The sequence below is a fragment of the Prochlorococcus marinus CUG1433 genome (assembly GCA_017644425.1).
GTDB classification, from domain to species: domain Bacteria; phylum Cyanobacteriota; class Cyanobacteriia; order PCC-6307; family Cyanobiaceae; genus Prochlorococcus_A; species Prochlorococcus_A marinus_U.
This window is the reverse complement of sequence record JAEPLN010000001.1, coordinates 89,584-113,715: the sequence shown is the minus strand read 5'-3', so window position 1 is coordinate 113,715 and position 24,132 is coordinate 89,584. Positions and strand designations below refer to the sequence as shown.

General features: G+C 30.5%; 23 protein-coding genes and 1 tRNA gene. 12 read left to right on the top strand and 12 right to left on the bottom strand.

Annotated elements, in window-relative coordinates; all coding sequences use genetic code 11:
* Positions 1-34: 34 nt before the first annotated feature.
* Positions 35-1,924: a 1-deoxy-D-xylulose-5-phosphate synthase gene (locus JJ842_00675; GenBank protein ID MBO6970425.1), complete on the top strand. Its 1,890-nt coding sequence runs from the start codon at positions 35-37 to the stop codon at positions 1,922-1,924.
* Between the two features lie 19 nt (positions 1,925-1,943).
* Here the strand turns inward: JJ842_00675 and psaK are convergent, their stop codons facing one another.
* The 9 genes from psaK to JJ842_00630 form a co-directional block, all read right to left on the bottom strand.
* Positions 1,944-2,204 (bottom strand): photosystem I reaction center subunit PsaK, encoded by a 261-nt coding sequence (psaK, locus tag JJ842_00670; GenBank protein ID MBO6970424.1) that lies wholly within the window; start codon positions 2,202-2,204, stop codon positions 1,944-1,946.
* Between the two features lie 66 nt (positions 2,205-2,270).
* Positions 2,271-2,606: a DUF3593 domain-containing protein gene (locus JJ842_00665; GenBank protein ID MBO6970423.1), complete on the bottom strand. Its 336-nt coding sequence runs from the start codon at positions 2,604-2,606 to the stop codon at positions 2,271-2,273.
* Positions 2,599-2,901: a DUF2499 domain-containing protein gene (locus JJ842_00660; GenBank protein ID MBO6970422.1), complete on the bottom strand. Its 303-nt coding sequence runs from the start codon at positions 2,899-2,901 to the stop codon at positions 2,599-2,601. Before JJ842_00660 ends, JJ842_00665 begins: the two co-directional genes overlap by 8 nt.
* Before the next feature lie 4 nt (positions 2,902-2,905).
* Positions 2,906-3,439, bottom strand: coding sequence for a peroxiredoxin (locus JJ842_00655; GenBank protein MBO6970421.1), 534 nt, complete (start codon positions 3,437-3,439; stop codon positions 2,906-2,908).
* Positions 3,440-3,444: 5 nt separating this feature from the next.
* The gene (locus JJ842_00650; GenBank protein ID MBO6970420.1) at positions 3,445-3,681 is read right to left on the bottom strand and encodes a 50S ribosomal protein L28; all 237 of its coding nucleotides are present in this window, start codon (positions 3,679-3,681) and stop codon (positions 3,445-3,447) included.
* A 39-nt stretch (positions 3,682-3,720) separates the two neighbouring features.
* The gene (htpG, locus tag JJ842_00645; GenBank protein ID MBO6970419.1) at positions 3,721-5,625 is read right to left on the bottom strand and encodes a molecular chaperone HtpG; all 1,905 of its coding nucleotides are present in this window, start codon (positions 5,623-5,625) and stop codon (positions 3,721-3,723) included.
* 117 nt (positions 5,626-5,742) lie between these two features.
* Entirely contained in the window at positions 5,743-6,894 is a 1,152-nt protein-coding gene (locus JJ842_00640) for an ATP phosphoribosyltransferase regulatory subunit (protein ID MBO6970418.1), read from the bottom strand.
* An 18-nt stretch (positions 6,895-6,912) separates the two neighbouring features.
* Entirely contained in the window at positions 6,913-7,761 is an 849-nt protein-coding gene (locus JJ842_00635) for an inositol monophosphatase (GenBank protein ID MBO6970417.1), read from the bottom strand.
* A gap of 5 nt (positions 7,762-7,766) precedes the next feature.
* Positions 7,767-8,141, bottom strand: coding sequence for a 2Fe-2S iron-sulfur cluster binding domain-containing protein (locus tag JJ842_00630; GenBank protein MBO6970416.1), 375 nt, complete (start codon positions 8,139-8,141; stop codon positions 7,767-7,769).
* A 49-nt stretch (positions 8,142-8,190) separates the two neighbouring features.
* Here JJ842_00630 and JJ842_00625 point away from each other — a divergent pair.
* The 5 genes from JJ842_00625 to JJ842_00605 all read left to right on the top strand — a co-directional run bounded on the left by JJ842_00625 (position 8,191) and on the right by JJ842_00605 (position 12,289).
* A tRNA-Ser gene (locus JJ842_00625) sits at positions 8,191-8,277 on the top strand.
* A gap of 211 nt (positions 8,278-8,488) precedes the next feature.
* Positions 8,489-10,486, top strand: a complete 1,998-nt coding sequence (gene dnaK, locus JJ842_00620; protein MBO6970415.1) for a molecular chaperone DnaK — start codon at positions 8,489-8,491, stop codon at positions 10,484-10,486.
* Positions 10,437-11,396, top strand: coding sequence for a DnaJ domain-containing protein (locus JJ842_00615; protein MBO6970414.1), 960 nt, complete (start codon positions 10,437-10,439; stop codon positions 11,394-11,396). The genes dnaK and JJ842_00615 overlap by 50 nt, the downstream gene beginning before the upstream one ends.
* A gap of 34 nt (positions 11,397-11,430) precedes the next feature.
* Positions 11,431-11,811: a DUF3110 domain-containing protein gene (locus JJ842_00610; protein MBO6970413.1), complete on the top strand. Its 381-nt coding sequence runs from the start codon at positions 11,431-11,433 to the stop codon at positions 11,809-11,811.
* Positions 11,812-11,848: 37 nt separating this feature from the next.
* Entirely contained in the window at positions 11,849-12,289 is a 441-nt protein-coding gene (locus JJ842_00605; protein ID MBO6970412.1) for a peptidylprolyl isomerase, read from the top strand.
* A 1-nt stretch (position 12,290) separates the two neighbouring features.
* On the opposite strand, the gene ribA is transcribed toward JJ842_00605, so the two are convergent.
* Positions 12,291-13,970 (bottom strand): bifunctional 3,4-dihydroxy-2-butanone-4-phosphate synthase RibB/GTP cyclohydrolase II RibA, encoded by a 1,680-nt coding sequence (gene ribA / locus JJ842_00600; protein ID MBO6970411.1) that lies wholly within the window; start codon positions 13,968-13,970, stop codon positions 12,291-12,293.
* 133 nt (positions 13,971-14,103) lie between these two features.
* Between ribA and JJ842_00595 the strand changes: the two genes are divergently transcribed.
* Positions 14,104-15,159 (top strand): N-acetyl-gamma-glutamyl-phosphate reductase, encoded by a 1,056-nt coding sequence (locus JJ842_00595; protein ID MBO6970410.1) that lies wholly within the window; start codon positions 14,104-14,106, stop codon positions 15,157-15,159.
* Here the strand turns inward: JJ842_00595 and JJ842_00590 are convergent.
* Positions 15,143-15,799 (bottom strand): phosphoribosylglycinamide formyltransferase, encoded by a 657-nt coding sequence (locus JJ842_00590; protein ID MBO6970409.1) that lies wholly within the window; start codon positions 15,797-15,799, stop codon positions 15,143-15,145. The genes JJ842_00595 and JJ842_00590 overlap by 17 nt on opposite strands.
* A 182-nt stretch (positions 15,800-15,981) precedes the next feature.
* Between JJ842_00590 and JJ842_00585 the strand changes: the two genes are divergently transcribed.
* Complete coding sequence (locus JJ842_00585; GenBank protein MBO6970408.1) at positions 15,982-17,565, top strand: glucose-6-phosphate isomerase; 1,584 nt, start codon at positions 15,982-15,984, stop codon at positions 17,563-17,565.
* Here the strand turns inward: JJ842_00585 and JJ842_00580 are convergent.
* Complete coding sequence (locus JJ842_00580) at positions 17,562-20,132, bottom strand: leucine--tRNA ligase (GenBank protein ID MBO6970407.1); 2,571 nt, start codon at positions 20,130-20,132, stop codon at positions 17,562-17,564. The genes JJ842_00585 and JJ842_00580 overlap by 4 nt on opposite strands.
* A 107-nt stretch (positions 20,133-20,239) precedes the next feature.
* Between JJ842_00580 and JJ842_00575 the strand changes: the two genes are divergently transcribed.
* Genes JJ842_00575 through JJ842_00560 form a run of 4 tightly spaced genes read left to right on the top strand, consistent with a single transcriptional unit; the run spans position 20,240 to position 24,126 of the window.
* On the top strand, positions 20,240-21,100 hold the full coding sequence (locus JJ842_00575; protein MBO6970406.1) for a diaminopimelate epimerase: 861 nt from the start codon (positions 20,240-20,242) through the stop codon (positions 21,098-21,100).
* A complete protein-coding gene (locus JJ842_00570) occupies positions 21,100-22,272 on the top strand; it encodes an aminotransferase class V-fold PLP-dependent enzyme (GenBank protein ID MBO6970405.1) in 1,173 nt (390 codons plus the stop codon). Before JJ842_00575 ends, JJ842_00570 begins: the two co-directional genes overlap by 1 nt.
* Complete coding sequence (locus tag JJ842_00565; GenBank protein MBO6970404.1) at positions 22,272-22,898, top strand: DUF1995 family protein; 627 nt, start codon at positions 22,272-22,274, stop codon at positions 22,896-22,898. The genes JJ842_00570 and JJ842_00565 overlap by 1 nt, the downstream gene beginning before the upstream one ends.
* 7 nt (positions 22,899-22,905) lie before the next feature.
* Positions 22,906-24,126, top strand: coding sequence for a D-alanyl-D-alanine carboxypeptidase (locus JJ842_00560; GenBank protein MBO6970403.1), 1,221 nt, complete (start codon positions 22,906-22,908; stop codon positions 24,124-24,126).
* Positions 24,127-24,132 lie beyond the last annotated feature (6 nt).

Genomic DNA, 24,132 nt, shown 5'->3' with positions numbered 1-24,132 from the left:
CGTTTTAGATTATATAGATACCAATTTTTATTAAATGCTTTTAAGTGAGTTAAGTCATCCAAATCAACTTCATGGCTTAACAGTTTCACAATTAGAGGAAATTGCTTGTCAAATTAGAGAAAGACATCTTCAGGTAGTATCTACTAGTGGAGGACATCTTGGTCCTGGATTAGGTGTAGTTGAGTTGACATTGGCTTTATATCAAACTCTTGACCTTGATTTTGACAAAGTTGTTTGGGATGTAGGCCATCAAGGTTACCCTCATAAATTAATTACAGGACGTTTCAGTCAATTTGATTCTCTAAGACAACAAAATGGAGTCGCTGGATATCTAAAAAGAAGTGAAAGTAAATTTGATCATTTTGGTGCTGGACATGCAAGTACATCTATTTCAGCAGCACTAGGAATGGCAATAGCAAGAGATAGAAAAGGAGAAAACTATAAATGTGTCGCTGTTATTGGAGATGGAGCACTAACTGGAGGAATGGCATTAGAAGCTATAAATCATGCAGGTCACTTACCAAATACCCCTTTAGTCGTAGTATTGAACGATAATGACATGTCTATTTCACCTCCGGTTGGAGCCCTTTCATCTTACTTAAATAAAGTAAGGGTAAGTCCACCATTGCAATTTTTGTCCGATAGTGTTCAAGAAAGTGTAAAAAATATTCCCTTAATTGGTAAGGATATCCCAGAAGAACTAAAAAATATTAAAGGAAGCGTTAGACGACTATCTGTGCCTAAGGTTGGAGCTGTTTTTGAAGAACTTGGATTTACATATATGGGTCCAATTGATGGTCATGATATTGGTAATTTAGTTAAGACCTTTAACGCTGCCCATAAACTTAAAAGACCTGTACTTGTTCATGTTGTCACAACAAAAGGGAAGGGTTACCCATATGCAGAAGCCGATCAGGTTGGATATCATGCACAGTCTGCATTTGATCTTACAACGGGGAAATCTATTCCATCAAAGAAACCTAAACCTGTTAGTTATAGTAAAATATTTGGTCAAACCTTATTAAAAATATGTGAGCAAGATAGCAAAGTCGTTGGTATTACAGCTGCAATGGCTACAGGTACTGGTTTAGATATATTGCAAAAAAATATCCCTGATCAATACATCGATGTTGGAATAGCAGAACAACATGCAGTTACTCTTGCGGCAGGAATGTCTTGCGATGGTCTTAAACCTGTTGTAGCTATTTATAGTACTTTTCTGCAACGTGCTTTCGACCAATTAATTCATGATGTAGGGATACAAAATTTACCTGTATCATTTGTACTTGATAGAGCTGGGATAGTTGGGGCTGACGGTCCTACTCATCAAGGTCAGTACGATATAAGCTATATGAGATCTATCCCTAATTTTGTATTGATGGCACCAAAAGATGAGTCTGAATTACAGAGAATGTTAATAACTTCAATTAACCATAATGGTCCTACTGCTCTAAGAATACCAAGAGGTTCTGGATTAGGAGTTGCCGTAATGGATGAGGGTTGGGAGCCTTTGAATATAGGCGAAGCTGAAATACTTGAAGAAGGAGAAGATATTTTAATTATTGCTTATGGATCAATGGTTGAGTCAGCTATTGAAACTGCAAAGATCCTAAAAAATATGAACATTAATGCATGTATTGTTAATGCAAGATTTGTGAAACCTCTAGATAAAAATCTTATTATGCCTTTAGCACAGAGGATTCAAAAAGTGGTAACTATGGAAGAAGGAACCTTAATTGGAGGATTTGGTTCTGCAATAGTTGAATTACTTAACGATAATGAAGTAAACATTCCTGTATACAGGATAGGTATACCCGATGTTTTAGTTGATCATGCTTCACCTGACCAGAGTAAAGAAAAATTAGGACTTAAGCCTGATCAGATGGCAGATAAAATTGTTAAGAAATTTAAGTTAAATAATTAAAAATTTAATAAATAAATTTTTATAATACACCGCGTGATGCTAATCCTAAGATTGCACCAATTCCGAAAATATGACCTAGGCAATTAGCACCTACAACTGATGCGTGACTTAAACCACCATAGAATTTTGAGTTAGGTATTTCAAAACCTTCATTTGGTTTTCTTATAGTTGCTCTGGCAATTGCATAAGCAAAAACATTACATGCAATCATTACGACGGCACACTTTGGAGACCAAGAAAAAGTTGCTGGATCTGCAGCTGCAAATAATGTAGTAAACATAAAAAATCGTTATTTTCATATATTCTCTAATACTTTTACCTAAAAAACACAAAATTGTAAAAGGTCTTAAGAGTTGTTTACTTCTAAACTATTTAACAACCTTATAAATCCAAACAAAATAACAAAATCACTTAAAGTTAGGAAGGATTCTGCTAAACCATGCAGAAAGTCAACCTCAACAAGGGTCTTATTATAGTAATTTAGTGTGAAGATAGATACCAATATAGTTATCAATACGAATAAAACAGTTAAGGAAAATCCTGTTTTTACAAAATTATTAATAGATTTTATTTTATATAAGTAGAACAAAAATATTGAATAAGGAATTATTGATACCGCGAACAAAAATGTGTTATCTATTGAACCTAATTTTTCTATAAATTTTAAAAATAAATCATTCATAAGTCTCTTTACCTCTAAAAATCTTTATTGCTGCTAAGGCTAATGTTGAATTTCCTATAAGTGTAAATATTCCTTGAAGTGATACTAGACCGTAAAGATTTTCCTGGTTGTCATAGATATGCCAAGTGATCGCACACATAGCACCTATTAAGTTTGGGACCATAGCAAGGCTTAACCAAAAAAATAAATTATATTTTTTATATGCAGAAATTTTTTTTATGACAAATATGGCAACAATCCATTCTATTACTGATGAGATATGTATTAACCAAGTTCCAAATGATAATTCGTGCAAAATTTTATATTTTTTTCATTAAAACGTTGAGAACTTCTTTAGCATGATTTATAGGTAAAACACTAATCCATCTATAAGAAATTTCCCCTTCTGGAGAAATCAAAAAAGTATTTCTATCTGAGAATGGAGGAATCCAGGAACCATATTTATCACTAATAATTCCATCAGGATCAGATAATAAAGTATAGTTTATGGACTTCTCGCTGCAGAAACTTTCATGAGAATCTTGATTATCGGCACTAATGCCAACAATTTCGGCATTATTTTTTGAAAAATCTTTTTTTAATTCTGAAAAACCTTTAGCTTCGAGCGTGCAGCCTGCTGTAAAATCTTTAGGGTAAAAATACATAACAAGCCATTTACCTTGAAAATCACTTAATTCCCAAGTTGTTTTTGTTTTTATGTTTTTATTAAACCCTTCTAACTGAAAGTTGGGCGCCATATCTCCAACTTCAGGAGCAAAATCAAAAGAGAAAGCTGAATTACAATTAATTAAGAGAATAGACGGAATTAATATACTTACAACTAAATTTCTCATCAAATTTAGAATTTCTTTAAATCAACTCCATTTGATTTAGCAAATTTATCTAAACCTACTTTTTGTATAGACTTTAGGGATTTGGTACTTATTTTTATATTTACCCATTTTTTTCCCTCTTCCCACCATAGTCTCCTTTTTTGGAGATTAACTTGCTGCAATTTTTTTGTACGAATATGTGAGTGACTCACTGCCATTCCGTTATTAGCTTTTGCACCAGTAAGTTCGCAAACTCTTGACATATTTATTGAGTTATATCTTTAAAAATTTTAACACATGACTCAATTTGTTGAATTAAGTAATTCTGAAATTAATTCGGCATTATTATTTTGCAAATTAATTATCTGTTCTTGATCTAATCCACCCACGGAAAGCTTAGCCATATCGTAAACATGATTAGCAATTTTAGATGCCAGTGGATTTTCAATAGGATCTTTTTTATCAATAATTATTTTGTTGCCTGTAATTTTATTAAGACCAACAATAAGAGGATGTTCTTTGTTAATTAAGAGCACATGATATTCAGGTAAGCCAGGCATCTTTTGTTCCATGTAAGCTCCCATATCATTAATTCTTCTCATTTGTTCTGGAAGTAAGATCATCGCTGGTGGAGCATCTTTACTTGAAAGTGACTGAACTTTAACTGTTACTTTCTCATTGTTAAGGGCCTTAACTATCGTATCTCTAAGATTATCTGTATTTGATTTGCCATCCTTATCAACAATTTCATTAGATTCTTTATCTTCTAGTTCATTTATTTCTGAATCTACTCTTTGGAATTGATAATCTTCATTTTTACTTTCCAACCATGGAAGAAATTGTGCATCAATTAAGGGATCTGATTTAATAACTTCTTTATTATCAGATAAACAGATATTTAATGCACTAGATTGTGCAATCAAATCTGAACAGTAAATTATTTTTTTAGAATCAGTTAATTTATTTCGCTCTTTGTAATTTGCGAGAGTGGTGAAATATTTATCATTGGACTTGATGAGAGATTTGTTTTTAATATCTTTAGTTACGTCTAACTCTGAATTTATTATTGTTTCGAAAATTATGCTGTTATTAACTAAATCAGCAAATTTTTCGTCTTCGATAGCACCAATTTTAATAAAAGCAGAGATTGAATCCCAAATTTCTGCATAAAATTCTGGAGAATTCTTTATCAAATCCTTAAGTTTATTAGCGATTTTTTTTGAAATAAATGATGATATGGACCTTACTTTTCTATCTGTTTGTAATGCACTTCTACTAACGTTTAGGGGTATATCTGTAGAGTCAATAACTCCTCTTAGAGGTAAAAGGTATTTTGGTACTATCTCTTTAATTGAATCGCTTACGAATACCTGATTGCAAAAAAGTTTTATTTCTCCTTTTTCCCAATCAGCTCTACCTGACAATTTTGGGAAATACAATATTCCTTGTATGTCATATGGGTAATCTGTATTTAGATGAATCCATAACAGTGGATCTCCCTGGAATGGATAAAGGTATTTATATAACTCAATATAATCTTCATCTTTTAATTCACTAGGTTGTTTTCTCCAAGGGGGATTTTTCTTATTAATTGTCTCTCCTTCTAATAAGACATCTATTGGCATAAAATCACAATATTTTTTTATTAGTGATTTAATCCTTTCAGGCTCTATAAACTCTTTTTCTTCTTCAAGTAGGTGAAGAACAACATCTGTACCAATTGTTTCTCTTTCTGATTCCTCCAACGTGAAATTTGGCGATCCATCACAAGACCATTTGAAAGCTTTTGATTCCCCAATTGCCGACTTAGTCAATATATCCACTCTATCTGCCACCATGAAACTTGAATAAAAACCTAGTCCAAAATGACCTATGAATTCATCATTATCTTTTTTGTATTTTGTCAGAAATTCTTCTGCGCTAGAAAATGCTACTTGATTTATGTACTTCTTAATTTCTTCATCATTCATTCCAATTCCATTATCGGAAATTGTTAATGTATTTTTTTCACGATCAATAGATATTTTTACTTGAGCTTCTTCAGCATCTTTACAATCACCAGCCATAGAAGCCATTCTTCGTTTACTTATTGCATCAACACCATTGCTAACAAGTTCTCTTAAAAAGATTTCATGGTCAGAATATACTGCCTTCTTGATAATTGGGAAAATATTTTCGGTATTAATACGAATTTCGCCTTTTTCCATTTAAAAAAAAATCAAACATACAAATCCTATTTCGTAAAAACTAGTTAATCAAGTTTAATTAGGAGTATTGTCCGAACAATATGTCAATTTTAAAGTTAAATAAATTTTTGAATGGGTTTATTTAACCCACAAAATCTCGCTACAATTATTTTCTATCATAATTTGATTCGCTTTATTCAAGTCATCACATGGATTTAAATGTAAGACAGCAATATTTCCTTTTTTCTGTTGCACTTTTTGTTCATTCATACTTTTTTCTAAAAGATAAGAATCTTTAAACATCACTAAAACCCTTTTTTTATCAGTCTTTTCTTCATTAATTAAATTTCTTAAAATGTCTATTGAAATTGTAAATCCAATCCCATTAAATATTTTCTCATTAGGACTAAATGATCTTACTAACTCATCATACCTTCCCCCTTTTGCAATGACACTTTTATTTTTACCATTATCCCCTATTAGTTGAAAAACTATCCCTTCATATAAATTCAGGTGAGGTTGAAAAGTGGGATCAAGCTGTAATTTAACACCATATTTATTTGATATTTTTGATAATGTTTCAAATAAAAAATTTAAGTCGTCTAAAGTTTTACTGGTGCCATATATAGTTTTTAATTTTTTTAATATCGAAATTGGTTCTCCTCGTGTAAATAAAAGATCTTTAAGAATATATTTATCATCTTCATCTATTCCTAATTTAGATATATTATCTTGATCAAAATTAACCAGACTTTTCTTAATTTCTTCAAAATTATTATTCTTATATTTGTTCATTATCAAGTCCATTATTTTTGTCGTACTAACTAGTAGATATAAACTACAACCATCCTGCAAATTAATATTATCGATTGCATCAAACAAAATATTAATAACTTCAATTTCTGGGCATTTTGTATCATATCCAATTAATTCAATTCCACTCTGCAATTTTTCTTGTAACTTAAATGAATTTTTATTAGTTAGTTTTTTGTCAAAGACCATTCCATTAGTGAATAATCTTATTGGTCTTTTCTTATTTATTAATCTGGTAGATGACAATTTAACAATTGAGGTTGTCATTTCTGGCCTAAGACATAATGAATTATTACTTACTATTCCTACAACCTGATTTTCGTCAATAATCCCACGGCCTTTTATCGTCTCTAAAGTATTTATAAATGAGGGTGAAACCTCTTCATATCCCCATAGTTTATAAATACTATTTAAATTATCTATGATGTTTGAATTATTTTTTACATCGACTAATTTAATTTCCGTTATATCTGTCATTTTAATATTTAACTAATTTTAGGTATAGAGATTTTTTTTGAATGGAGAGACTTTATCTAGTTCATTTTTTAATTCATTCTCAAGGCTGGGAGAACAAGCTAAAATTCTTCCTGAACTTAAATTAAATTCGCCTGATGGATAATCAGAAATAATACCACCAGCCTCTTTAACAATAATAGCACCGGCCGCCAGGTCCCATACTTCTAATCCTCTTTCCCAGTATCCATCCACCTTACCTGCCGCAACAAATGCAAGATCAACTGCAGCTGCACCTCCTCTTCTAACACCTCTAGTTTTATGTGTTAAATAACAAAATTCAGCATAATTATTATCATCTGTCTCAAATCTGTCATAAGAAAAACCTGTTACAAGAAGACTATCAGAAAGATTAGAGGGATTCGATACTTTAAGTTCACTATCATTGCAGAATGAGCCTAAACCTATACACGCTGAATATAGTTCATTTAAATAAGGTACTGATATAGCCCCTATAATTGGCTTATTTTTATATACAAGACCAATAGAAGTCCCAAAAAAAGGATATCCATGGGAATAATTTGTTGTACCGTCTAATGGGTCTATGCACCATGTTAAATCAGATGATTTGGTTAATTTACCAGATTCCTCTGCATTTATAGATATGTTTGGTGTCTCTTCTAATAAATATTCTTTTATTTTATTTTCAACTTCCAAATCCACATTGGTAACTAGATCACCTTTCCTACCCTTTGATGAAATTTTCTGAATTTTATTGTAATTAACTTTTAAAATTTCATTACCAATTTGAGCAGAATTCTTTGCTATTTCGTACAAACTGGATAAGTTTACTTGAATTGAAAGTTCCTCTATTTCACTTAATTCAAACATGAAAATTAATCCTCCTCAAATTCCCAAGGTGGAGCAACTCTTGTATTTCCCCTACCAAAATATTGTCCAAATTGTAAATCATAAACTTCATCTTCGTAGGTTGTTTCCACCTCGAGATCTGAGGTGGCTTTAGCGACGCATAGCAAAGCATAACCTTTATCTTTTAAGGCTTGAGATACACCCATTGCTTCAGGTTGTTGCAAAGTACCAGATATTAATTTAACTGCACAACTTGTACAGCAACCATTTCTACATGAAAATGCAAGTTTTAATCCTTTTTTTTCAAATTCCTTAAGTATATATTCATCACTATTAACCTGCTCTTGGTAGACCTTTCCGGTTTCCTTATTTTTAATCGTGACCGTGAAAGTCTTTTTCAATTAACTTTCCTCAAAAATGGGTTAATAAAGGGTTAAAATAGTTACCTTGGGAGAGGTGGCCGAGTGGTTGAAGGCGCAGCACTGGAAATGCTGTATAGGGGCAACTTTATCGAGGGTTCGAATCCCTCTCTCTCCGTTTATATTAGTTTACTTAGGCTAATTTCATCAACAATTCTGTCTTTAGGGGTTTTTTAAAATTGATAGTATTTCTTTTGACAAGTTATAAATAATCTTATTTATTTAAATTAAGTTGAAAATATTAGATTTTTACTATTATATGTAAATATCTAAGATAAAAATTAATTAACTTTTTAGTAAATTTTGCTTTAATTTAGCGATCTAAAATCATGGGGCAAATAGTTGGAATTGATTTAGGTACTACTAACTCTGTTGTCGGAGTTATAGAAGCTGGTCGTCCAATTGTTATTGCAAATTCTGAAGGTTCTAGAACTACACCTTCAATAGTTGGATTTACAAAAGACAAAGAAATAGTAATAGGAGACCAAGCAAGAAGACAACTTGTATTAAACCCAAAGAATACTTTTTATAACTTAAAAAGATTTATAGGTAGTGACTGGGATGAATTAGATGATAATAGTATTTCTGTTCCTTATAATGTAAAAGCAAATAACAGTGGAAGTATTAGGGTTCTAAGTCCGAATACAGAAAGAGAGTATGCTCCAGAAGAGTTAGTCAGCTCATTAATAAGAAAATTAATAAATGATGCTGAAACATATCTTGGAGATACTGTAGAGTCTGCCGTTATTACAGTCCCTGCTTATTTCAATGAATCTCAAAGGCAAGCTACAAAGGATTCTGCAATATTGGCTGGTATAAAAGTTGATAGAATTCTAAACGAGCCTACTGCAGCTGCTCTTGCTTATGGATTTGAAAAAAGTTCATCTAATAATGTTTTAGTTTTTGATTTAGGGGGAGGAACATTTGATGTTTCATTATTAAAAATTTCTAATGGTGTATTTGATGTTAAAGCCACATGTGGAGATACCCAACTAGGAGGAAATAATTTTGACTCAAAAATAGTAGATTGGCTCGCCGAAAAATTTCTTGTTAAATATGAAATTGATCTAAGAAGAGATAGGCAAGCTTTACAGAGATTAACTGAAGCTGCAGAAAAAGCTAAATGTGAATTATCAGGATTGCAAAAAACAAAAATATCTTTACCTTTTATTACCACAAGTAAAGAGGGGCCATTACACATTGAGGAAACCTTAGATAGAAAAACATTTGAATCATTATCTCAAGATCTTTTAGACAGATTATTAGAGCCCGTGCAAGTAGCATTAGATGACTCCGGATGGAACGCAGAAGATATAGATGAGGTAGTTCTTGTCGGAGGCAGCACCAGAATTCCAATGGTTCAACAATTAGTTAAGACTCTTGTTCCTAATGATCCCTGTCAATCCGTTAATCCAGATGAAGTAGTTGCAATTGGCGCTGCGATACAGTCAGGAATAATTAGTGGTGATTTACAAGATTTGCTCTTAAATGATGTTACACCTCTTTCTTTAGGTTTAGAAACTATTGGCGGTCTTATGAAGGTACTAATTCCTCGTAATACACCTATACCAGTAAGACAATCTGATGTTTTTAGTACTTCAGAAGCTAATCAATCCTCGGTTGTTGTTCAGGTGAGGCAGGGTGAAAGGCCTATAGCCTCTGAAAATAAATCACTTGGTAAATTTAGATTATCAGGAATACCTCCAGCTCCTAGAGGTATACCGCAAGTCCAGGTAGCTTTCGATATTGATGCTAATGGTCTTTTAGAAGTTAGCGCAACTGATAGAACAACTGGAAGAAAGCAAACAGTTTCAATTTCTGGAGGTTCTAATTTAAATGAACAAGAAATTAAATCTATAATTGAAGAAGCTAAATCAAAAGCAAATGAAGATAGAAAGATAAGATCTGTCATTGATAGAAAAAATAGTGCTTTAACTCTTATTGCCCAAGCTGAGAGAAGGCTTAGGGATGCTTCTCTAGAATTTGGCCCCTATGGAGCTGAAAGACAACAAAGAGCAGTTGAATTAGCCATTCAAGATGTTGAAGAATATATAAATGATGAAGATCCTCAAGAATTAGAAATTTCAGTAAGTGCTCTTCAAGAAGCATTATTTGGTTTAAACAGAAAATTTGCAGCAGAAAGGAAAAGTGATAATAATCCGTTACAGAGTATTAAAAATACATTTGGATCATTAAAGGATGAATTGTTTTCAGATGACTATTGGGATGATGATCCTTGGGATAATCAAATGAATAGAAATTATAGAAATTCGAGGTATGGTAATTCTAGGGACGATGATCCATGGGACAATGACTATTTCCTCTAAAAAAGACTATTTGTCGATTTTGGGTCTATCCCCTGATTTCGATGATAAAGAACTTAAAAAGGCCTTTCGAAGAGAAGCAAGAAAATGGCATCCAGATATAAATAAAAATGATCTCAATGCAGAAGAAAGATTTAAATTAATTAATGAAGCATACGAATCCCTTAGAGATCCCATTAATAGAAACAATAGGTCAGATGAAAGTAATCAGGAAGATTACCAAAATACTAATTTCAAGACAGGTTTTCCTGATTTTCAAGATTATCTTGATTCATTATTTGGATATGAATATACCGCAAGGAAAGACGACGACTACAATAATGAATCATTTGAGGATGAATCCATAAATTTAGATAATGATGAATTTAATAACTATGAATACCCTACAACATCACCAGAAGAGCCTCCTCCAGTTAAACTCGACCAAGATATTGAAACAATAATTGAATTAACTCCCGATGAGGCCTTAAATGGAGCTTCAATTTTAATAGAACTTGAAGATGAAACTGTAGTAGAAGTTGATACACCTCCTTTCGCTGGAGATGGATGGAGATTAAGACTTGAAAATATTGCAAGAGGAGGAAAAGATCACTATCTACAGTTAAAAGTACAAACCGAAAATGGTCTCAGAATAGATGGTTTACGAGTTCTTTATAAATTAGAGTTATTTCCTCATGATGCTCTTCTAGGGTGTGCAGTAGAGGTCCCTACCCTTGATGGTAATGTCACCCTTCAAGTACCTCCAAAATCATCCACTGGAAGAATGTTACGTTTGAAAGGAAGGGGTTTAACATTTGAAGATAACGTAGGTGATCAATATGTTGAAATCTTGGTAGTTATACCTGCTGATATTAATGATGAAGAAATTGCTTTATATACAAGATTACAAGAACTATCACTTTCTGATTCTTAATCAAATAATATATAAATAGAAAATATCGATGCTTATGAATATATTTGTTCTTTTATATAATTCAGGAACAGATAAGGAGGGAATTCATTCAATAGAACTTAAAGGGAGAACAATAGTCCTTATGTTTGAAGACAAAGATGATGCAACAAGATACTGTGGTCTTCTAGAAGCTCAAGATTTTCCTCTCCCTACAGTTGAAATGATCGACATAGAGGAAATAAGAGATTTCTGCATCAAATTGGATTATGAATGCAAATTAGTAGAAAAAAATTTCGTTCCTAAAACAGCAGAAGATAGGTTACTAATTTCACCACCTCAGAAAAACCTAGAAGTTGAGGATTGGGATGAAGACAAGAAAAACAATAAAAATATTGATTTAAATACCATTAAGGAAAACCTTGAAAAGTTACTTTAACTATTAAACTATCAATAAATTATTTAACAAATAAAACATGGCAACTGCATTATTTGAAACAGAAGTTGGGGAAATTAATATCGAATTTTTCTCTGACGATGCACCTAATACAGTTAAAAACTTCACCAGCTTGATTAGTGATGGGTTTTATGATGGACTAGCATTTCATAGAGTTATTCCTGGATTTATGGCTCAAGGTGGATGTCCAAATACTCGTAATGGAGCATCTGGTATGCCTGGAACAGGAGGGCCTGGATATAATATTAAATGTGAAATTAATTCCAATAAACATCTAAAAGGATCCCTTTCTATGGCTCATGCAGGAAAGGATACTGGTGGTAGCCAGTTTTTTATAGTTTATGAACCACAGCCTCATCTTGATGGAGTTCATACTGTTTTTGGTAAGACAGATGATATGGATGTAGTGCAAAAACTTACTAATGGTTCAAAAATTATTAAGGCAACCCTAAAGCAGTAATTTAGCTTTCAAAAACTATACTGAATGTCTCTTTATCTAGATTAAATTTTCTAGTAGATGAATATAAGATTTCATTATTAATAGTAAATTTAGTATTGATTAATTTGATGCTACTTTTTGGGTGTAATGCTTGTTCAATGTTTCTAGAAACAATAATTCCAATCTTTGTACTATTCTCATAATTGGATAAAAATTGAATAAATAATTCTATATTCCTTATTTCTTCATCAGTAATGTTGGAATTGGTTCTATTCTGATCATGTAATATTCGCCAAACTAATTTTGGTCGATTCCAAAAAGCCAATAATCTTGTCGTACTTTCCAGTTTAATATTAATGTTCTGATCACTACAGAATTTAATAACGTTATTTTTTATTGGAACTAGATCAATAGATTTATATTTTCCGTCAAGAAAAATTGATATAAATGGATCGATATTTCTAAAATTAGAATTATTTTCATCAAACATATGGCCTAGCTTCGTTTTTTTAACACTCAAATATTCTGCATTGTTATCGTTTGGACAAATTACTAATGGAACTCTCTCGATAACTTCTATTCCATAACCACCCAATCCAGCAATCTTTCTAGGATTGTTTGTAAGTAATTTTAGTTTTTTTATTCCTAGATCGGTTAATATCTGTGCTCCAACTCCATAATTTCTGAGATCAGCTGGAAAACCTAATTTTTCATTAGCTTCTACAGTATCTAATCCACCATCCTGCAAACTATATGCCTTTAATTTATTTATAAGACCAATACCTCTGCCTTCTTGTCTTAAGTAAACAACAACTCCCTCTTCTTCCTTTTCTATCCTTGATAAAGCAGCCTCCAACTGTGGTCTACAATCACAACGTAATGATCCAAATGCATCGCCAGTTAAGCACTCTGAATGCATCCTAACTAGTACAGGTTCGCTTAGTTTTGATGATTTTTGTTTAACTAATGCAACGTGCTCTGAACCATCAAGTTCATTAACATATCCATAAGCTTTGAAATTACCAAAAATACTTGGAAGAACAGCATCAGATTTTCTAAATACAAATCTCTCAGTTTGAAACCGATAACTTATTAAATCAGCTATGGATATTAATTTCATTCCCCACTGTTTTGCATACTCTTTAAGTTGGGGAAGTCTTGACATGGAACCGTCTGGATTTTGTATTTCACAAATCACTCCAGCGGGATAAAGACCAGACATTGCTGCAATATCTACTGCTGCTTCGGTATGACCTGCCCTTTTTAATACTCCACCTTTTTTAGCTCTTAATGGAAAAATATGTCCTGGTCTCCTTAAATCTTCAGGTTTTGTATTTGGGTTTATAGCAACTTGTATTGTCTTTGCCCTGTCTTCAGCAGAAATTCCAGTAGTAACATTATTTTCAGGTCCAGCATCAATTGAGATCGTAAAAGCTGTTTGATTTTCATCTGTATTTCTATCTACCATTAATGGTAAATCTAAAGAGTCAAGTTTTTCACCTTGCATAGCTAGACATATGAGACCACGTCCCTCAGTAGCCATAAAATTAATTTGCTGTGGAGTTGCAAACTGAGCAGCACATATTAAATCTCCTTCATTTTCTCTTCTTTCATCATCTACAACGATTATGCATTCACCATTTCTTATAGCTGCCAACGCATCGCTAATAGGATCAAATTCAATTTTAAAAGATTCATTTATATCCAAAATTGTTCCATTATTTGATTTGGGACTTGTTTCTTTCATTATTCCTATCAATATAGAAAAATAGTGTTTTAGTTACCTTAAATTCAACACTTTATAATCCTATCTCAAAGTCTGCCAATTCAAAGAAATGAATGTTGCAATAGTAGGTGCTACTGGTTACGGCGGTATTCAAGCGGTAAATCTTTTAAAGAAAAATAAAAAATATAAAATTTCATTTTTAGGAGGTAATAAAACATCTGGATCTAAGTGGAATGATAATTTCCCTTTTATTTCTCTGGATAATGATCCTTATATAGAAGAAATTTCAGTAGATAATATTTCAAAAAATTCAGATGTTGCTTTGCTTTGCTTACCAAATGGCCTATCTTCAACTTTGACAAGGAAATTATTAGATCGAGGAATTAAAGTTATTGATTTATCAGCTGATTACAGATATAAATCCTTAGCTGAATGGAAAAAAGTATATTCCAAAGAAGCTGCTATTTATAAAAGGAATGATGATGATTTATGTAAGGAGGCAGTGTATGGTCTTCCTGAAATAAATAAGGAAGCCATTTCAAAAGGAAGATTAATTGCCTGTCCAGGATGTTATCCAACATCTGCTCTTATTCCATTAGTTCCTTATCTTTCGCAAGGAATTATTGAAAATGAAGGTATAGTAATTGATTCTAAAAGCGGAACCTCTGGAGGAGGTCGAGAACCAAACCAAAAGCTACTCTTATCAGAATGTGGTGAAGGTCTATCAGCATATGGATTGATAAACCATAGACATACCTCAGAGATCGAGCAAGTAGCATCTTTAATTTCTGGAAATAAAATTGAACTGCTTTTTACACCTCATTTGGTTCCAATTTCAAGGGGTATGCATTCGACTATATATGGGAGATTAAGAGATCCAGGCTTAACTTCTGATGATTGCAGAATTCTTTTGGATAATTATTATAGAAATTTCAAAAATATTAAAGTATTACCTGTAGATACATACCCTTCAACAAAATGGGTTAAAAATACAAACCAAATTTTCCTTTCTGTTAAAGTTGATATTCGAAATGGAAGGATTATTATTTTATCTGTAATTGATAATTTGTTAAAAGGTCAGACTGGCCAAGCAATTCAAAATTTAAATATTATGAGTGGATTGTCAATGGATGAAGGCCTTGATTTTACTAATAATTTTCCATAAGATTACTTCTTATCAAAAAACCAGCTTGTGAGATTGAGTGAGGTAAAATTTTATGCTCAAGCATTTGTATTCTTTTGGAGAGTGATTCAATATCATCATCATCTCTAATTGACAATGCAGCTTGCATTATCAATGCTCCACTATCTACCTCCTCTTCAACAAAATGTACTGAACAACCAGTTATTTTTGAACTATTCAATATAGAGTCCTTTATCGCAGAGCCACCTTTATATGCTGGAAGTAATGAAGGGTGAATATTTATTATCTTATTTTTAAATTTGTTGATTAAAAATGGAGTAACAATTTTCATCCATCCTGCCATAACCACAAGTTCAACATCGTAATTAATTAAAGTATTCACAATTTCTAATTCAAATGACTCTTTTTGCGGAAAGTCTTTGCCTCTTATAATTTTGTGAGGTATTTTTTTACTTTCAGCTCTTTTTATACAACCGGCTTCATCTTTGTTAGTTATTAGAACTTTTATATCTATATCTAATTCTCCTTTTTCTGAAAGATTAATTAATTCCTGAAAGTTAGTTCCTTTCCCAGAAGCAAGTACACCTATTCTTAATTTTGGTGAAAATCTTCTAAATTCAGTTAACTCAGGCGAAATTATGTAATTAAATGATCTATCCAAAGTTTTTTATTTTATCCAATGATAAATTCATATCAAATAAAAAAAAACCTCAAATTTAATTGTTTATATTCAAAAACATATTTATTTGAAGATAAAAATTTAAACAAATTTAAATGATTCAAATCTTTGTACTATTCGTATAGATATAATTGAATAATAAATAAAAGAAACAAATATATAATATGAATGGAGATTTAAACTCTTGGGATAAATTTTGTAATTATCTTTGGTTTGATAAAAAATTAAATATTTGGTTAGACATAAGCAAAATTAATTTTACAAGTAAAGAGATAAAAAATTTAGAAGATAAATTTATAGATGTTTTTTCATCAATACAAGAATTAGAAAATGGTGCAATTTCAAATATTGATGAAAATAGACAAGTTGGGCATTATTGGCTTAGAAATCCATCAATTTCACCCTCTTCAAAAATAGGAGAGGAAATTAGTGCAGATATTAATGCAATCTCTGAATTTGGAAAACAAATTTTAAATGGAGATATTAATAATAAGAATAATCAGCAGTATACGGATGTTCTATGGATAGGAATTGGTGGAAGTGGTTTAGGACCATTACTTATTACAGAGTCACTGCAGAAGTGCTCTAGAGGCTTAAATTTTTCTTATATCGATAATGTTGATCCTTTTTTAATTAGCGAAAAGTTAGAAGAGTTATCTGAAAAATTATCAACAACATTATTTGTAGTAGTTAGCAAATCAGGAGGTACGCCTGAACCTAGAATTGCTATGGACATTATTAAAAGTTACTGCGATAACAATTCTCTTGAATGGAATTCGAATGCTATAGCTATAACCATGAAAGATAGTAAGTTATTTAAAAAAGCCACTTCTGAAAATTGGTTAAAAATATTTAATTTGCAAGATTGGGTTGGGGGAAGAACTAGTATTACAAGCTCTGTGGGATTGCTTCCATTATCTCTTATTAATGAAAATATATTTGAATTTATTAGAGGTGCATCATTAATGGATGAGGCCACACGTATAAGTGATTTTAAAAAAAATCCAGCAGCATTATTATCATCCGCATGGTATTTAACTGGGGATGGTATTGGAAAGAGGGATATGGTCGTATTGCCATATAGAGATAGATTACAGGTATTTAGTAAATATCTCCAGCAATTAGTAATGGAATCATTAGGTAAGAAATTTAGTAGGAATGGTGAAGTAGTTAATCAAGGTATTTCCGTTTTTGGTAATAAAGGATCTACAGATCAACATGCTTATGTTCAACAACTGAGAGATGGTATTGATAATTTCTTTTGTATTTTTATTGAATTATTAGATTCTCCATCTACTAATATTTTTGATGAAAAAGAGAATCCTAAAGAATATCTTTCTGGTTTTTTGCAGGGAACCAGATCAGCACTATCTAGTGAAAACAGACAAAGTATCACTATTACGTTAGAAAAGTTAAATTGTTTTTCACTAGGTGCATTAATCGCATTATTTGAGAGGGCCGTATCCTTCTACGCTGAATTGGTAAATATAAATGCATATGATCAACCAGGAGTTGAAGCTGGAAAGAAAGCAGCCGCAAATATTATTGAGTATCAACAAAAAGTATGTAATATATTAGATGAAGGTGGAGAATATTCTATAAATGACATAACATCATTATTTGATAATTCAGTGAGTGAACCAATATTTTTCATACTACGTGAAATGTGTTTCGGTAATGATAATTATTTAGTTAAAGGCGATTGGTCAAATCCAAATTCATTAGTTATTCAAAAAATAAATTCTTAAACAACAATATTAATAATTTTTCCCTTAACAATAATTATTTTTCTTATTTCCTTATCTTGAGTCCATTTTAATATATTAGGTCTTTTAAGAGTCAATTCTTTAATTTGATCTTCATTCATATCATTATTAATATTTACTTTGTCTCTAACTTTTCCATTCACTTGTATTACCAGTTCATATGAATCTTCCTTTAGTGCCTCTGCATTAAATGAGGGCCAGTGTTCTAAATGCACAGATTTTTTGAATCCTATAAGATGCCATATTTCTTCTGCAATATGAGGGGCAAATGGAGCCAACAAAATACAAAATGTTTTTAAAGCCTCAATTCTTAAATTATTGTTTACATCATTAATGGAATTTGATAAAGAATTATAAAACTTCATTAGTTCTGAGATCGCAGTATTAAATTGGTTATTTAATATGTCATTTGAAATTTCTTTTATAGCTATATTCATTGACTTTATTAAACTTTTTTCTTTATCTGGACAAGATTTAGATTTACTATTTATATCTTTTGCACAATTTATATAAAGCTTCCAAATCCTGCTTAAAAATCTAAATTGTCCTTCAACATCTGTATCTCCCCATTCCAAATCTTTTTCTGGCGGCGCTTTAAATAATATAAACATTCTTGCTGTATCTGCTCCATATTTTTTAATTACTGATTCAGGGTCTATTCCATTATATTTTGACTTAGACATCTTCTCGAAAAGAACTTCAAGTTTGGTATTGTCCATTGGATCTGTAGGATTTGATAGATCAGTAATATCGGAAGGAGAAACATATTTACCCGTTTTATTGTTTTTATAGGCTGCCGCTTGAACCATTCCTTGCGTTAAAAGTTTTTTAAATGGTTCATCAATTTCAAATAGTTCATTATCCCGCAAAGCTTTAGTGAAAAATCTTGCATATAACAAATGCAATATTGCATGCTCTACTCCTCCAACATATTGATCTACAGGCAACCACTTATTAATTTCAATCTTTTCAAATGGCTTATTAGAACATTTTGAAGATGGATATCTTAAAAAATACCATGATGAACACATAAAAGTGTCCATAGTATCAGTTTCTTTTTTTGCCGCTATTCCACATTTTGGACATGTTGTATTTATCCAATTATTATTATCACCTAAAGCATTAATCTTGTTAGCCGAGATATCTATATCTTTTGGTAATGAAACAGGTAAATCTGATTGTTTTAAAGGAACAGATCCACATTTTTTGCAATTAACGATGGGAATAGGACATCCCCAATATCTTTGTCTAGATATTAACCAATCTCTTAAACGATATTGAATCTTATTTTCAGCCCATCCAATATTTACTCCCTCCTCTGAAATTTTTAATTTAGCAATAGTATTTTCTAAACCATCGTATTGATTTGAATTAATAAGATATCCATTTTCTACATAAGCTTCATCAAGTTCTATAGTTTGTTCACTTTTATCCTTTGATATTACCTTTTTAATATCAATATTATTTTTCTTAGCAAATTCAAAATCTCTTAGATCATGAGCTGGCACGCCCATAACAGCGCCTGTACCATATTCATCAAGAACATAACTTGCCACCCAAATAGGAATAGGTTCAGAATTAACTGGATTTATTGCTAAAAATCTAGTTTTTATTCCAATTTTTTCAAGATCATTATTTTTATTATTTTTCAAATATTGTTTAAGATTTTCTATATCTTGTATTGTTTCTTTATCAGAAATATTTTTAATTAATGAATGATTAACAGAAATTGCTAAATAAGTAACTCCAAATAAAGTATCTGGTCTTGTCGTAAATACAGTTATTTTCTCTTCTGGATTGATATTGATATTGAAATTAATATTTGTACCAATTGACTTTCCAATCCAATTATCTTGCATTATTTTTACTCTTTCTGGCCAATTATCTAATTTTTCTAAATCCTTCAATAACTCATCCGCATAATTAGTAATCCTTAAAAACCACTGCTTTAATAATTTTTTTTCAACTAGTGCCCCAGATCTCCAAGATTTACCCTCTGAGTCAACTTGTTCATTCGCTAAGACTGTATTATCTATCGGATCCCAATTAACTTCTGATTCCTTTTGATATACAAGACCTGCCTTGTATAACTCTAAAAATAGATATTGTGTCCAAACATAGTAATTTTCATCACAAGTTGCAAATTCTCTATCCCAATCAACTGATAGTCCCAAAAGCTTTAATTGTGACTTCATATGAGAAATATTTTTTTTAGTCCACACACTTGGACTAATACCTCTTTCAATCGCTGCATTCTCAGCAGGCAAACCAAAAGCGTCCCAACCCATTGGATGTAATACAGATTTGCCCTTAAACCTTTGGAACCGAGCTATTAAGTCTGTAATAACATAATTTCTAACATGTCCCATATGAAGATTACCCGAGGGGTAGGGAAACATTGATAAGGCATAAAATTTATCGCTATTCTCAGTTAATTCATCAGTTTTGTATAAATTGTTATCTGTCCATATTGACTGCCATTTTTTTTCTATTTCAGATGGATTATATAAATTGGTATCAGTCTCATATTGTTTATCGGGAGAAATCACTTAATTTTTATTTGTTAAATTATTATTTTAATATCCATTGTATAAAATAGAAATAGATTGTTAAAAGGAATAATTTATAATTAAAATTTAAAATATATTAACTACAAATGAAAAATATAACTTTTGAAAAATATCAAGGTAACGGAAATGATTTCGTAGTAATTGATTGTAGAGGAAATGATTTATATAAAAATTACAAGACAAATAAAATATTTGATATACAACAAATTTGCAATAGGCAATTTGGTATTGGAGCAGATGGTGTGATTTTTATAGAAGAACCTAATCAAGATAATTATGCAAAAATGATAATTTTTAATTCTGATGGTTCTGAAGCACAAATGTGTGGAAACGGAATTAGGTGTTTAGTTGAGTATCTCCACTTGAATGATTCAATGAATAATAAAAATATAGAATATAAAATTGAGACTAAAGCAGGTTTAAAAATTGCAAAATATATAAATGATGAAATTACAGTAAAAATGGGAGTTCCAATTTTAGAAAGTCATAATATTCCAACAACCATTGAAAAAAAAATCAATTCAATTCCTTCACACAAATTTATTGAAAAAAATTTCAATACTATGGGTTATGCCGTAGGGATGGGGAATCCTCATTTAATATTCTTTCTAAAAGACATAGATTCAATTGTTCTTTCCAGACTTGGTCCTTTATTTGAAAAAAATGAATTATTCCCTGAAAAAACTAATGTTCATTTTTGTCAAATCTTAAATAGAGATAATATCAAAGTAAAAGTATGGGAAAGAGGTGCAGGACCAACCTTGGCCTGCGGAACAGGTGCCTGTGCTATCCATGTAGCAGCTTACAAGCTAGGTCTTTGTAATTCTCAAACCATAGTAAATTTGCCAGGAGGTAATCTTAAAATTGATTGGTCAAAAGACGATTGTGAAGTCATGATGACCGGTAATGCTACAAAGGTTTTCTCAGGCTCAATGTTAGTAAATTAATGGAAAATAATTTTATCTATTTAGATAATGCATCCACAACTCCATTATCTGAGAATGTTTTAAATATAATTAATTCAACTTATAGGAATTATTGGCATAACCCTTCATCTACATATGAGCTAGGGATAAGATGTTCCACATATCTTGAAAAAATTAGATCTAAAATTGCTTATATATTTGAAGCAGATCCAGAGGATATAATTTTTACATCTGGTTCTTCGGAATCAACAAATATTGTATTTAATAGTATTTATGAGAATTTTAAAAATGGTAGAGTTGTTATCTCAAATGTTGAACATCAAGCAACAACTATTTGTGCTAATAAACTAAGGAAACAAAAATGGGATATTTACGAATGGACGGTAAATAATGATGGAATTTTAAATATTGCTAATATCCATAAAATTTTAAAGAATAATACTAAGCTTGTATCAATTATTTGGGGACAAAGTGAAATTGGGACAATACAGCCTGTTCAATTTATAGGTTCCAAATGTGAAGAATTAAATATAATGTTTCATTTAGATGGAACTCAAATATTAAGTAATGGAATATTCAGTTGGAAAGATCTTAAATGTGATTTTTTAAGTTTATCTGCTCATAAATTTGGAGGGCCAAAAGGTATCGGTATCCTTTTAACAAAAGAAAAGTCTAGACAAATTTTAAAAAATAAAGACATATCACTTACTCAGGAATTTTCAATTAGACAAGGTACACAAGCTTTGCCATTAATCGCTGGAATGTATGAATCATTAAAGAATATTAAAGGAAAAATAAAAGTATATGATTACATAACTGAATTTCCATCTAATAATATTAATAAACTTAAAAATTATTTTTTTCAAAAAATTACTGATAATAATCATATAAAGATTACTGGAAGTATTAACCATAGGCTTCCCAATCATATTTCGTTTCTACTATTAAATAAACTTTTTGCGCCAATAAGGGCATATAAGATTATTAATTTCATGTCAAAAAATAAAATAGCAATAAGTAGTGGAAGTGCTTGTTCAAGCTCATCTGGGAAACCTAGCTCAACACTTAAAAATATTGGTTTAAAAGATGATGAACTATATTCAAATATTCGTGTTAGTTTAGGTTCAATAAACAATAAGTCAGAAATAGATAAATTTTTAGAACTTATTCAAATATGTATTGACAAATTTTAATGGAAACCAACTATAGACTACCTAAAGATTTAAATGAATCTCTTAAGAATATGGAGGATGCAATTAATCAAAGTTTATTAGATTCAAATAAAAGATTTACTATAGAATTTAATTTTGAAGGATTGAAGTTTAACAGAATTGGAATAACTATCTACAAGATATTATCTAAAAATAAAAATGTATTCATAACATTTGCTGATCAAGGTGCTGTTGCTTTGGCTCAAAGGGACTATCCAGATATCAAAGATAAAATCTTTACTTTTAAATCATTTAATCAATCAAATAATATAAATAATATTGATAGTGTAATGATATCGATAATACCTCAGCCATATGATTTCGATTCATTTGAACCAATGTCTGATAATTATCATGGAACGCATTATTCATTAAATCCAAAATTTGAAGATGCCAATATTGGAATAGGAAGCGTTATTAGAGAGAGACGTAAAAAATTCGTCAAAACATGGAAAAATATTTATTTTCTTCAGCCTTTAAATAAAGCTGCTCTTATGCATATTTATCCAAATAACTGGTTGCTTTTTAAAGAAGAAAGCAAAAAATATTATTTTAAAAAAGAATTTGAAATTAAACCGGATAATGAATCTATTTTTGTAAATTTATAGGTTGAATGTGATAAAAAAAATTTATTCATTTTTCTTTATTGTTTTTGTATTAGGATCATCTTCTATATTAATAAGATATCTAATAGCAAAACAGAAAATAACTTTTTTAAATAGTATTTATTTTAATTTCCCTGGATTAATTACTAAAAATAAAAAATGTCCTACTTATGATGCTTTATTGAATCAAACACTTGATGAATCTTTTAGTGTATCGATTATTAATAATAAAGGGGAAATAATTAGTTCCTATAATGATGAAGTTCTAAGGTTGCCAGCATCAAATCAAAAATTATTCTCATCAGCTTATGTCTTAAGTAAATATAAATTAAATAATAATTTAAAAACTTCCTTATTAAAAAAAAATAAAAACAATTATTACTTGCTTGGTCAAGGTGATCCAGATTTAAATTATGAACATATAATCGAACTAGTTTCAAATGTTAAAGAAAGCAAAATTATTAACTTCAATATTGTAGAAATTGATTCAAAATTATATTGGCCAATTGGATGGACAAATACTGATAAACTTTACGAATATGGATCTCCAATTACATCTCTAGCAATAGAAAGTAATCACAATAACTATGAAGATATTTATGCATTAAAAAATTTTATTGAAAACTATTTAAAAAATAAATTTCCAAATTCAAAAGTATATATAAATTTTTTTGATTCAAAAAAGACATTTTATTTAAAAGATATTTCAGAGATAAATAAAATATATTCAACTCCAATTATTTCCTTATTAACTTTAATAAATTCTGAAAGCCATAATTTTACAGCTGAATCTCTCTTTAAAAACGCCTCAAATACATGGAACAATAATGAATATATAAAATTGAAAAAATGGCTTAAAAATAAAGGCCTACCAGTAACTAATACATACTTTGCAGATGCTAGTGGATTGTCTAGAAAAAATAAAATTACAACAAAGTTAGTTGTATTGTTTTTAGATAAAATGAGATATTCTAATGATTTTAAAGCTTATCAATCTTCACTTGCAATTATGGGAATAAGAGGAACATTAGCTAAAAGATATGTTAATAGTGAATTATCTGGAAAGTTTTTTGGAAAAACTGGGACTCTTTCAAATGTCTTTGCATTATCTGGCTTTTTGTATAAAAATGAAAAGCCAATAATTGTAAGCATCATACAAAATTCTAATAATATTGATAAGGAAAAAGCTTTTAAATTATTACGTGATGTTTATTACTTGAAATCATGCTAATAAAAA